The organism is Streptomyces coeruleofuscus, assembly GCF_039532725.1.
GTDB lineage: Bacteria > Actinomycetota > Actinomycetes > Streptomycetales > Streptomycetaceae > Streptomyces > Streptomyces coeruleofuscus.
The window spans coordinates 431,343-443,029 of sequence record NZ_BAAASE010000008.1; the positions used below are offsets into that span (position 1 = coordinate 431,343).

Genomic DNA, 11,687 nt, shown 5'->3' on the forward strand with positions numbered 1-11,687 from the left:
CCAGAACGACCAGGCGGCGCCGCCCCCACCCACGGGCCCGTCCGCCAGTGCCCGACAGGGAGGAGAGCGTCGCCATGCCCGACCGCGCCCCGCAGCCGGTGGACCGGCAACTGCCTACGGAGGAGGCCCGGGACCTGATCTCGCTCGTCCGCGACATCGCGCAGCAGGAGATCGTCCCGAAGGCGGCCGGGGAGGAGGACGCCGGCCGCTTCCCGCGCGAGCTGTTCACCCTCCTCTCGCGTTCCGGCCTGCTCGGCCTGCCGTACGACTCCGAGCACGGCGGCGGCGACCAGCCCTACGAGGTCTACCTTCAGGTCCTCGAAGAGCTCGCCGCGGCCCGCCTCACCGTCGGCCTCGGCGTGAGCGTGCACACCCTGGCCTCCTACGCGCTCTCCGCGTACGGCACCAAGGAGCAGCAGGTCGAGCACCTGCCCGCGATGCTCGGCGGCGGCCTGCTCGGCGCCTACTGCCTGTCCGAGCCGCACTCCGGCTCGGACGCGGCCGCCCTGCGCACCAAGGCGGTGCGCGACGGCGACGCCTGGGTGATCACCGGTACCAAGGCCTGGATCACGCACGGCGGGATCGCCGACTTCTACACGGTCATGGCGCGCACCGGAGAGGAGGGCCCGCGCGGGATCACCGCGTTCCTGGTGCCCGGCGACGCGCCGGGGCTCAGCGCCGCGCCCCCCGAGAAGAAGATGGGCATGAAGGGCTCGCCCACCGCCCAGGTCCACTTCGACGGCGTACGCGTCGGTGACGACCGGCGTATCGGCGAGGAGGGGCAGGGCCTCGCGATCGCCCTGTCCGCGCTCGACTCCGGGCGGCTCGGCATCGCCGCGTGCGCGATCGGCGTGGCGCAGGCGGCCCTCGGAGAGGCGCTCGCGTACGCCACCGAGAGGCGCCAGTTCGGCAAGCCGATCGCCGACTTCCAGGGGCTGCGCTTCATGCTCGCCGACATGGCGACGCAGATCGAGGCGGGCCGGGCGCTCTACCTGGCGGCGGCGCGACTGCGGGACGCGGGCCGGCCGTTCGCCATGCAGGCGGCCATGGCCAAGCTGCACTGCACGGACACGGCGATGCGGGTCACCACCGACGCCGTGCAAATTCTCGGCGGCTACGGCTACACCGCGGACTTCCCGGCGGAGCGCTACATGCGCGAGGCGAAGGTGCTTCAGATCGTCGAGGGCACCAACCAGATCCAGCGGATGGTCATCGCCCGTCATCTCGTGGGTCCAGGGGGACGCTGAACTGGTCGAGGCCCCGCCAGGGCGCCGCGAGCCGCATCCACTCCGGGTCGTGCCGGCCCGGAAGAGTGCGGCCGCGCTCGGCCCAGGCCCGCATCAGGTCGCGGTAGATCGGCGGGTCCTGGTAGCGCGGCGCGGTCGGCCGAACCGATTCTGCGGGCGGCGGGACGAACAGGAGGCGTTGACGCCCGGTCGCTGAGGAGATGGGGGTCATACCAGGGCAACGCGGAAGGGGCCGGACAGGTCACCCGCGGGCGGAATCGGGCGTGCGTTCAAGGGCGTTGTGGTGCCCGGTTTCCTGCCGACGGCCTGGTGGGCCGGCGAGGGGGCCGCGTCCGGTGGTGACCTGAACCCGGACGCACTGATCCCGCACCACGGCGGACCGCGAGCCGTGGTGCGGGGCAGTCACTGGGATGGGGCGAGCGGGCGGAAGGCGCGCGCTCAGGCCGCTTCGCGGCGCATGACGGGGACCCTGATGGGGCGTGAGCCCGGGCCGCCGACGTGCGAGAAGGGCTGCGTCCGCCAGTCGAGTCCCTGAGGGAGCGTCAACAGCAGGGCCGTATCCTGCTCCTGGGGTTCGACGGACTCGTCCGCGGGGCGGGCGTCCGTGGCCCTGCGGCCGGTTCCCGCACAGACCGTGAGTCCGAACGGGTTCCACGGCGAGGCGCACAGCGCGTGCTCCGGCAGAACCTCTTCGTCCGCCAGCAGGGCGATTGGCTGTGCGCAGTCCGGGCAGACGACCCGGAACATCTCGAAGGTGTCGTAGGCGTCGAGTTCGTCGTCGAAGGTGTCGGGTTCGACGCCCTCCGGCTCGGGCTCTACGACGAGCTGCTGCCGCTTGGGTGCGGTGCGACCTGGGCGCTTAAGACTCTGCATTGGGTTCTCCCCCTCGGGCTGGGCCGTATCAGGCACTGCGGCCTCGACCACAGCAAGCACTTCCCGTCCCCCCTGGGCGGTAATCACGAGAACATCACGGAGACTGTTCGAGCCCTGTGGCGTTCGTCACATGCCGCACGCAGGTGCCCACTGCGGCGGGTTTGTCCCCCGGACGGCTGACGGTCGCCGTCGGCCAGATCACGAACCGGTGGTGGCCTGGGCCGCTCAGGTATCGGAGGAGATCAACCGCACTGTAGGTTCTTGCGCCATGGAGGAGCTGGACCGACAGATCGTGCAGCTGCTCGTCGAGGACGGGCGGATGAGCTACACCGACCTGGGCAAGGCCACGGGCCTGTCCACGTCGGCCGTGCACCAGCGGGTGCGCCGGCTGGAACAGCGTGGCGTCATCCGCGGCTATGCCGCGGTCGTCGACCCGGAGGCCGTCGGTCTGCCCATGACCGCGTTCATCTCGGTCAAGCCCTTCGATCCCAGCGCGCCCGACGACATCGCGGACCGCCTCGCGGACGTGCCCGAGATCGAGGCGTGCCACAGCGTCGCGGGCGACGAGAACTACATCCTCAAGGTGCGGGTCTCGACGCCGCACGAGCTGGAGGAACTGCTCGCGCGGGTGCGGTCGTTGGCGGGGGTGTCCACGCGGACGACGGTGGTGCTTTCCACGCCGTACGAGGCGCGGCCGCCCAGGATCTGACCGGTGGTTCCACCCCTTCGCGGGGTGTGGAAGCCAGGCCTGTGAAACTGTGCTCCATGAGTGAGTCCAGTACGCCGCCCCAGACCGTTCTTCTCCGTCGGGGAGAGGTCCACAGCCCCGCTGATCCGTTCGCCACCGCGATGGTCGTCGAGCGAGGGCAGGTCGCCTGGGTCGGTTCCGAGGGTGCCGCCGACGCCTTCGCGGACGGGGTCGACGAGGTGGTCGATCTCGACGGAGCGCTGGTCACCCCCGCGTTCACGGACGCGCACGTGCACACCACGGCCACCGGGCTCGCCCTCACCGGCCTGGACCTGTCCGGCGCGCCCTCCCTGGAGGCCGCCCTCACCCTCGTACGGGACTTCGCCGCCGCCCGGCCGGACGACCGTGTGCTGCTCGGACACGGCTGGGACACCGCCCGCTGGCCCGGCGGCCGACCCCCGACGCGCGCCGAACTCGACGAGGCCACCGGCCACCGGCCCCTCTACCTCAGCCGCATCGACGTCCACTCGGCGGTCGTCACGACGGCCCTGCTCGACCTGGTTCCCGGCGCACCCCGCGAGGACGGACCGCTCACCGCCGACGCCCACCACGCCGTCCGCGCCGCCGCGTTCGCGGCCGTGACGCCCCGGCAGCGCGCCGACGCCCAGCGCGCCGCCCTCGCGCACGCCGTCTCGCTCGGCATCGGCACGATCCACGAGTGCGGCGGCCCGGAGATCTCCTCCGAGGACGACTTCACCGGGCTGCTGCGCCTCGCCGCCGAGGAGCCCGGTCCGCGCGTCGTCGGCTACTGGGCCGAGGAGGACGTCGCCAAGGCCCGGGAGCTGGGCGCGGCCGGTGCCGCGGGCGACCTGTTCGTCGACGGCTCCCTCGGCTCGCACACGGCCTGCCTGCACCAGCCGTACGCCGACGCCGGCCACACCGGCCGGGCCTACCTGGACACCGCCGCCGTCGCCGCCCACGTCGTGGCCTGTACCGAGGCGGGCCTCCAGGCCGGCTTCCACGCCATCGGGGACGCGGCGGTGGACTCCGTGGTCGACGGTGTGCGGGCCGCCGCCGAGAAGGTCGGTCTCGCCCGTGTCCGGGCCGCCCGCCACCGGGTCGAGCACGCCGAGATGCTCACGCCCGAGGCCGTCTCGGCCTTCGCCGAACTCGGTCTCACCGCCTCCGTCCAGCCCGCCTTCGACGCCCTGTGGGGTGGCGAGGACGGCATGTACGCGCAGCGGCTGGGGGCCGAGCGGGCGCGTGCGCTGAACCCTTACGCGGCGCTGCTGCGCGCCGGTGTGCCGCTCGCCTTCGGCTCCGACAGCCCCGTCACCCCCCTCGACCCCTGGGGCACGGTGCGAGCCGCCGCCTTCCACCGCACGCCGGAGCACCGCGTCTCCGTGCGCGCCGCGTTCACGGCACACACGCGAGGCGGCTGGCGGGCCGTCGGACGCGACGACGCGGGCGTCCTGGTGCCCGGCGCGCCCGCCGACTACGCGGTGTGGCGCACCGGCGAACTCGTGGTCCAGGCCCCGGACGACCGGGTCGCGCGCTGGTCGACTGACCCCCGCTCCGGCACCCCCGGCCTGCCCGATCTGACCCCTGGCCACGACCTGCCCGTCTGTCTGCGTACCGTGGTGGGCGGACGCACGGTCTTCGTACGGCCGGGCGAGTGATCTACGGGGGTGGCGCGCGGGCGATCCTGCGCCGAGCCCCCGTCGCGCGACCTGGGCATCCTCCGCACTGACCAGGGGTTTGCCGGGATATGCGCAGGTCAAACGGCTGTTGACAGGCGGCCGCAGGAGGCCGGTAGGTTCGGCCGAGTCCACCACCGGACGCCCGACCGGGGAACGTCCGCGCACTCGCCGCAGCGCCGCCGGGTCAGGGACGGTGTGCCGCACCGGGGCACCGCCACTGGGAGCCAGGCTCAGGCCGGCACGGCGCCGAGGCAGCGTTCCGGCCCGTCGGGGAGGTGTGACCCGGGTGGGGCCCGGGAGCTCAGTAGACAACGGCTTTCGGTCGATCCGCAGCCAGCGGATCCCAGGTCGGCCCGAAGGGCACCGGGCCCCCATCCGCCGTACGCTCGCACGCGGAGGCGCATTCTTACCCGCGTCTGGCGGATTCGACACCACGATTCGAACGTCCTGTCATGTCATCGCAGGCCGGGCCCACTATGGTGGATCCCTGCGTACGGACATGAAGGGGCATCAGTGAACGACGGCGACGGAACCCTCGCGGCAGGAGCCCAGGGGAGGAAGTTCGGCCCGCTCGGCACGGCCTTGGTGATCATCCCGACCTACAACGAGGCGGAGAACATCAAGAGCATCGTCGGCCGGGTGCGCGAGGCCGTCCCCGAGGCGCACGTACTCGTGGCCGACGACAACAGCCCGGACGGCACGGGCAAGCTGGCCGACGAGCTGACCGTCGACGACGACCACGTCCACGTGCTGCACCGCAAGGGCAAGGAGGGCCTGGGCGCCGCCTACCTCGCGGGTTTCCGCTGGGGCCTGGAGCGCGACTACGGCGTGCTGGTCGAGATGGACGCCGACGGCTCCCACCAGCCCGAGGAGCTGCCCCGTCTGCTCACCGCCCTGAAGAGCGCCGACCTGGTGCTCGGCTCGCGCTGGGTGCCCGGCGGCCGGGTGGTGAACTGGCCGAAGTCCCGCGAGGTGATCTCCCGGGGCGGCAGCCTCTACTCCCGGCTGGCGCTCGACCTGCCGCTGCGCGACATCACCGGCGGCTACCGTGCCTTCCGCCGCGAGACCCTGGAGGGCCTCGGCCTCGACGAGGTCGCCTCGCAGGGGTACTGCTTCCAGGTCGACCTCGCGCGTCGCTCGGTCAGGGCCGGCTACCACGTCGTCGAGGTGCCGATCACCTTCGTCGAGCGCGAACACGGCGACTCCAAGATGAGCCGCGACATCCTCGTCGAGGCGCTGTGGCGGGTCACGGCGTGGGGCGTGGGGGAGCGGGTCGGGAAGGTCACGGGCCGCGGCGGCAAGCCGTCGAAGCCGTAGCCGCCGGCCGAGCCCTTTCGGGACGGGCCGCTCACAGGAACAGCTGATCGTGGCCTTATCCCATGCTGAGCCGCGCCCAGGCACACTGGAGGCATGACGACTGGCGCTCAGACCCCCAGGTACCCCGCCCGGCCCCGGCGCTCCCGGCTGCGCACGTTCCTGCCGCTGGGCATCGCCGCGTGGCTGGTGCTGGAGATCTGGCTGCTCACGTTGGTCGCGGGGGCGTCGAGCGGGCTTGTGGTCCTCCTCGTTCTGGTGGCGGGCTTCGTCCTCGGCTCGGTCGTCATCAAGCGGGCGGGCAGGCGGGCCTTCCGCAAGCTCTCCGAGGCGCTGCAACAGCAGCAGAGCGGCGTGATGCCCGCGGCGTCCCGGCCGAACAGCGAGGGCAACGGCCTGATGATGCTGGGCGGACTGCTGCTGATGATCCCGGGCCTGGTGTCGGACGCGGTGGGCCTGCTCCTGCTGCTGCCCCCGGTCCAGAAGGCCGTGAGCCGCTCCGCCGAGCGCACCTTCGAGCGCAAGCTCCGCGAGGCCGACCCGGGCACCCTGGGCGGCGCCTTCCAGCACGCCCGTATGCACCAACCCGATGGCAAGGTCGTCCAGGGCGAGGTCATCAGGGACGAGCCGGGCGGCCCATCGCAGGAACCGCGCCCGCCGCTGACGCACTGAGCGTCCCGGCGTCCGGGCGCATGCGGCAGGAGCCGCAAGAGCGCGGGCACGACAAAAACCGCGGGCGCCGTACTTCACGTACGGCGTCCGCGGTCCTTGACGCGCTGTAACTTCGGCCAGACCCCGGAGGGACTTATGCCGACTTGCGGCTGTCTCGGGGATGAATCGCGATGTTCATCGCACCGGAGCGCAGAACCGCCAGGCGCTCCTCGAGGACCTCTTCGAGTTCCTCACGGGTGCGCCGCTCCATCAGCATGTCCCAATGCGTACGCGCGGGCTTGGCCTTCTTCTCTTCAGGGCCGTCGCCGTCCACGAGGAGTGCCTGGGCCCCGCAGACCTTGCACTCCCACTCCGGCGGGATCTCCGCCTCGACCGAGAAGGGCATCTCAAACCGGTGCCCCTTCTCGCATGCGTACTCCACGGCCTGGCGCGGGGCCAAGTCGATGCCGCGGTCCGTCTCGTAGCTGGTCACCACGAGGCGCGTGCCGCGAAGAGCTCGCTCACTCATGAATCGTGCCTCCCGGGCTTGTCGCCCACAGGACAGGTGTCGCTGTCGTCGTCATCCGGTCAACGTCCGGTCGGCGGTAAAGATTCCCGTTCCGAGTCCCGTTCCGGGTCATGCGTCGCCGTCGTAGCCGCCCTTGTTGTACCCACCAGCGCCCGGTTTGTCACATCTGCTAGCAGATGTAACTTAGCGTTTCGGCATCTTTGACGCGCAGTAACGGTACGCCTGGCAGGCCAAACGCGTACACTACAGCCCTTTCGCGCCGAGTGCTAAATCTTGTCAGGAACCGGGTTCCCCGCTTCTTCGATCGCACGCCGCACCGGAACCCGCGCGAGCAGGGCGAACCCGATGACGAAGAAGCCCACCAGCGAGATGATCGCGGCCCGGTAGCTCCCGGTCAGCTGGTAGGTGAGCCCGAACAGCAGTGGCCCGAGCCAGCTCATTCCGCGGTCGCTCATCTCGTACGCGGAGAAGTATTCGGCCTCCTTGCCGGGCGGGACGAGATGGGAGAACAGGGACCGGGACAGCGCCTGGCTGCCGCCGAGGACCAGGCCGATGCCCGCGGCCAGGACGAAGAACCACACCGGCGCCCCGGCCGGCAGGAAGTACCCGGCCGCCAGTGTCAGCGTCCACGCGATCAACGAGCCGAGGATCGTGCGTTTGGCCCCGTAGGTCCGGGCCAGCCGGCCCATCGTCAGTGCGCCCGCCACCGCCAGCACCTGTACGAGCAGGATGGCGCCGATCAGGGTGGACTGCCCGAGGCCGAGTTCCTCGGAGCCGTAGACGGAGGCCTGGGAGATCACCGTCTGGATGCCGTCGTTGTAGACGAGGTACGCGAGCAGGAAGGCGAGGGTCAGCGGGTGGCGGCGCATGTCGCGGACGGTCGCCGCGAGCTGGCGGAAGCCGGGCAGGGCCGCTTCCCGCGGGGCAGACCTGCGATCGCGCAGCCGCCGGAGCGGGATGAGGGCGAACGCGCCCCACCACAGTCCGGCCGACGCCAGGCAGATGCGGACCGCGGTGCTCTCGGAGACGCCGAAACTGTCGTGTCCCGTGTAGAGGGCCAGATTGACGACGAGGACCAGAGAACCCGCCGCGTAGCCGAAGGCCCAGCCGCGGGAGGAGACCGCGTCCCGCTGCTCGGGCGGGGCGATCTGCGGCAGGTAGGAGTTGTAGAGCATCATCGCCACGGACTGCGCGGCGTTGGCGACGATCAGGAGTGCCCCGCCGAGCAGATAGCGGTCGCCGTCCAGGAAGAACATGGCCGTCGTGGCCGTGGCCCCCAGGTACGCGGCGGCCGCGAGGAGGGGCTTCTTGCGGCCGGTGCGGTCGGCGGCGGCGCCCACCAGCGGCATCACCAGCACGGCCACGATCACCGACAGGGACACCGAGTACGCGAAGAAGGACCCGGCGCGCACCGGGATCCCGAGGGGGTGGACGTACCCGTCGGCGTCGGCCGCCGACTCGGCGACCGACGTCAGATACGGGCCGAGGAACACGGTGAGCACGCTCGTCGAGTAGACGGAGCACGCCCAGTCGTAGAAGTACCAGCCACGCTGCTGGCTCGTGAGCTCCGCGGCCCCGTCGGCCGGCGGTGTCCGCACGGTGTCGGTGCCCACCCGTGCCCTCGCTTCCCCGTGAACGCGCAGGGGCGCCGGGCCGGGGTCTCAGATCCAGACGCCGCGGTCCTCCATGACCTTGCGCAACGTGTCGATGTGATCGGTCATGATGCCATCCACGCCGAGGTCCAGAAGCCGGTGCATGCTCTCGGGGTCGTTGACGGTCCACACGTGCACCTGGAGGCCGCGCGCGTGGGCGGCGAGGAGGAAGCGGTGGTCCACGACCTGGATGCCGGACTGGATCTCGGGGACCTGGGCGGCGACCGCCGAGCGGCGCACCGCCGCCGGCAGCCCCCAGGAGCGCAGCCGCAGGTTGAGCACGCCCCGCGTGCCGTACGAGGTGGCCAGGCGCGGGCCGGCCAGCCGCTGGGCGCGCACCACGCGGGCCTCGGAGAACGAGCCGAGGCAGATCCGGTCCCAGGCGTTCGTCCGGCCGACCAGGTCGAGGAAGGGCAGCAGGGCGGCCTCCGCCTTGACGTCGACGTTCCAGCGCACGTCGGGGAACGTCTCCAGCAGTTCCTCGAAGAGCGGCACCGGTTCCTCGCCCGCCACGCGCGCGTGGCGCACCTCCTGCCACGGAAGGTCGGCGATCAGGCCCGCGCCGTCCGTCACCCGGTCCAGGGTCGCGTCGTGGAAGGCGACGAGTTTTCCGTCCCGGGTGGCGTGGACGTCGGTCTCGATGTACCGGTAACCCGCCTCGACGGCGCACCGGAACTGCCGCGCGGTGTTCTCCAGGCCGTCCGCGGCCCCGCCCCGGTGGGCGAAGGCGATCGGGCCGGGATGGTCGAGATAGGGATGGCGTATCCGCGGGCTCACGGACGAAGTATCGCTCCTCGGGGTTGCCCCGTGGCAACGACCGTGCTGCCGCCGGATGCCGGAGGAACGGCGAACACACGCAGGAAGAGCTGGGCGAGCGGGCCGATCGCCACCGCGTACAGGAGGGTGCCGATGCCGACGGTGCCGCCCAGGGCGAAGCCGGTCGCCACGACCGTGAACTCGATGACCGTGCGCACCAGGCGGATCGAGACGCCCGTGCGCTGGTGCAGCCCCGTCATCAGGCCGTCGCGCGGGCCCGGGCCGAAACGCGCCGCGATGTACAGGCCGGTCGCCGCGCCGTTCACGACGATCCCCGCCACCATCATGCCCACGCGCAGCGTCCAGCCGTGAGCGTCGGGCACCAGGGCCAGTGTCGCGTCCATCGCCATGCCGATGACCAGCACGTTGGAGATCGTGCCCAGGCCCGGTCGCTGGCGCAGCGGGATCCACGCGAGCAGCACCGCGGCGCCCACGATGGTCAGCACGACGCCGATCGACAGACCGGTCCGCTCGGCGAGGCCCTGGTGCAGCACGTTCCACGGCTCCAGACCGAGCCCCGACCTGACGAGCAGCGCCGAACTCGCCCCGTACAGCGCGAGACCGGCGTAGAGCTGTGTCAGTCGTCGGACCAGACGCCCGTGCGTGGCCATGATGTGCCCCCTGTGGTGGTTGTGGACTGCTGCATGACACCCTGTGGCTTGGAAGGAGAGGCCATCCATGGCCAATCCGGGGAAGGTGGACTGATTCTCATGGCGCAGTGGACCTCGGCCGTGGGCGCGGCGCAGCTCGCACGGCTGCTCAACTCCCAGCAGGACCGCCCGGCGGGGCCCGGCACGCGCCGGCCGCCCGCCTACCGCGCGCTCGCCGACGGCATCCGTCTGCTGGTGCTCGAAGGGCGGGTCCCGGTGGCCGCCCGGCTGCCCGCCGAGCGGGAACTCGCCCTCTCCCTGTCCGTCAGCCGTACGACGGTCGCCGCCGCCTACGAGGCGCTGCGCAGCGAGGGCTTCCTGGAGTCCCGGCGCGGGGCGGGCAGCTGGACCGCCGTACCGGCCGGGAACCCGCTGCCCGCGCGCGGCCTGGAACCCCTGCCGCCCGAGGCGCTCGGCTCGATGATCGACCTGGGCTGTGCGGCGCTGCCGGCCCCCGAGCCGTGGCTCACCCGGGCCGTGCAGGGCGCGCTGGAGGAACTGCCGCCGTACGCGCACACGCACGGCGACTATCCCGCCGGGCTGCCCGCGCTGCGGTCGATGATCGCCGAGCGCTACACCGCTCGTGGGATCCCGACCATGCCCGAGCAGATCATGGTGACGACCGGGGCGATGGGCGCGATCGACGCGATCTGTCATCTGTTCGCCGGGCGGGGCGAGCGCATCGCCGTCGAGTCCCCCTCGTACGCCAACATCCTTCAGCTGATGCGCGAGGCGGGGGCCCGGCTCGTGCCCGTCGCGATGGCCGATGGGCTCGCCGGGTGGGACATGGACCGCTGGCGGCAGGTCCTGCGGGACGCCGCGCCCCGGATCGCGTACGTCGTCGCCGACTTCCACAACCCGACCGGTGCGCTCGCCGACGAGGACCAGCGGCGGCGACTGGTCGACGCGGCCAGGTCCGCGGGGACCGTGCTGATAGCCGACGAGACGATGACCGAGCTGTGGCTCGACCCGGACGTGCGGATGCCGCGGCCGGTGTGTGCCTTCGATCCGGCCGGGTCGACGGTGATCACCGTGGGGTCGGCGAGCAAGGCCTTCTGGGCCGGGATGCGCATCGGCTGGGTGCGGGCCGCGCCGGACGTGATCCGCAGCCTGGTCGCGGCGCGGGCGTACGCGGATCTCGGTACGCCGGTGCTGGAGCAACTGGCCGTCAACTGGCTGTTCGGCACGGACGGCTGGGAACAGGCCGTGGAGGTGCGGCGTGAGCAGGCGCGGCAGAACCGGGACGAGATCGTGGCGGCGGTGCGGCGGGAGTTGCCCGAGTGGGAGTTCGAGGTGCCCCGGGGCGGGCTGACGCTGTGGGTGCGCACGGGCGGTCTGTCCGGGTCGCGGCTCGCGGAGGCCGGGGAGCGCGTGGGCGTGCGGGTGCCGTCCGGGCCGCGGTTCGGGGTGGACGGGGCGTTCGAGGGGTATGTGCGGTTGCCGTTCACCGTGGGGGGTGCGGTGGCTGAGGAGGCGGCTGCGCGGCTGGCCGCAGCGGCGCGGATCGTGGAGGACGGCGGCGTGGGAGCGGGCGAGTCGCCGCGTACGTTCGTGGCGTAGTCCGCGG

The 11,687-nt window shown here is 72.1% G+C and carries 12 protein-coding genes; 6 read left to right on the forward strand and 6 right to left on the reverse strand.

Translation table 11 applies throughout. The annotated features are described in order from the left end of the window. Positions 1-74 precede the first annotated feature (74 nt). Complete coding sequence (locus ABFX81_RS30565) at positions 75-1,247, forward strand: acyl-CoA dehydrogenase family protein (RefSeq protein WP_086851239.1); 1,173 nt, start codon at positions 75-77, stop codon at positions 1,245-1,247. Here the strand turns inward: ABFX81_RS30565 and ABFX81_RS42255 are convergent. Further along, entirely contained in the window at positions 1,210-1,458 is a 249-nt protein-coding gene (locus ABFX81_RS42255; RefSeq protein ID WP_086851237.1) for a hypothetical protein, read from the reverse strand. The genes ABFX81_RS30565 and ABFX81_RS42255 overlap by 38 nt on opposite strands. Positions 1,459-1,685: 227 nt before the next feature. Next, positions 1,686-2,120, reverse strand: coding sequence for a hypothetical protein (locus ABFX81_RS30570; RefSeq protein WP_086851268.1), 435 nt, complete (start codon positions 2,118-2,120; stop codon positions 1,686-1,688). 268 nt (positions 2,121-2,388) lie between these two features. Between ABFX81_RS30570 and ABFX81_RS30575 the strand changes: the two genes are divergently transcribed. The 4 genes from ABFX81_RS30575 to fxsA all read left to right on the forward strand — a co-directional run bounded on the left by ABFX81_RS30575 (position 2,389) and on the right by fxsA (position 6,494). After that, positions 2,389-2,829: an AsnC family transcriptional regulator gene (locus ABFX81_RS30575; protein ID WP_086851235.1), complete on the forward strand. Its 441-nt coding sequence runs from the start codon at positions 2,389-2,391 to the stop codon at positions 2,827-2,829. Positions 2,830-2,885: 56 nt separating this feature from the next. After that, positions 2,886-4,487: an amidohydrolase family protein gene (locus ABFX81_RS30580; RefSeq protein ID WP_086851266.1), complete on the forward strand. Its 1,602-nt coding sequence runs from the start codon at positions 2,886-2,888 to the stop codon at positions 4,485-4,487. Positions 4,488-5,021: 534 nt separating this feature from the next. Then, positions 5,022-5,825, forward strand: a complete 804-nt coding sequence (locus ABFX81_RS30585; protein ID WP_086851233.1) for a glycosyltransferase — start codon at positions 5,022-5,024, stop codon at positions 5,823-5,825. Between the two features lie 93 nt (positions 5,826-5,918). Beyond that, positions 5,919-6,494 carry an FxsA family membrane protein gene (gene fxsA / locus ABFX81_RS30590; RefSeq protein ID WP_346138943.1) on the forward strand — a complete coding sequence of 192 codons (576 nt, stop codon included), beginning with the start codon at positions 5,919-5,921 and terminating at the stop codon, positions 6,492-6,494. A gap of 133 nt (positions 6,495-6,627) precedes the next feature. On the opposite strand, the gene ABFX81_RS30595 is transcribed toward fxsA, so the two are convergent. From ABFX81_RS30595 to yczE, 4 genes are all read right to left on the reverse strand, one after another. Further along, positions 6,628-7,002 (reverse strand): RNA polymerase-binding protein RbpA, encoded by a 375-nt coding sequence (locus ABFX81_RS30595; protein WP_010046329.1) that lies wholly within the window; start codon positions 7,000-7,002, stop codon positions 6,628-6,630. Positions 7,003-7,268: 266 nt separating this feature from the next. Continuing rightward, positions 7,269-8,615: an MFS transporter gene (locus ABFX81_RS30600; RefSeq protein ID WP_346138944.1), complete on the reverse strand. Its 1,347-nt coding sequence runs from the start codon at positions 8,613-8,615 to the stop codon at positions 7,269-7,271. 48 nt (positions 8,616-8,663) lie between these two features. Continuing rightward, positions 8,664-9,431, reverse strand: coding sequence for a glycerophosphodiester phosphodiesterase family protein (locus ABFX81_RS30605; RefSeq protein WP_086851606.1), 768 nt, complete (start codon positions 9,429-9,431; stop codon positions 8,664-8,666). Next, positions 9,428-10,081, reverse strand: a complete 654-nt coding sequence (gene yczE, locus ABFX81_RS30610) for a membrane protein YczE (protein WP_086851609.1) — start codon at positions 10,079-10,081, stop codon at positions 9,428-9,430. The genes ABFX81_RS30605 and yczE overlap by 4 nt, the downstream gene beginning before the upstream one ends. A 99-nt stretch (positions 10,082-10,180) precedes the next feature. Here yczE and ABFX81_RS30615 point away from each other — a divergent pair, with 99 nt between their 5' ends. Then, a complete protein-coding gene (locus ABFX81_RS30615) occupies positions 10,181-11,680 on the forward strand; it encodes an SCO1417 family PLP biosynthesis transcription factor (protein ID WP_086851612.1) in 1,500 nt (499 codons plus the stop codon). Positions 11,681-11,687: the final 7 nt, after the last annotated feature.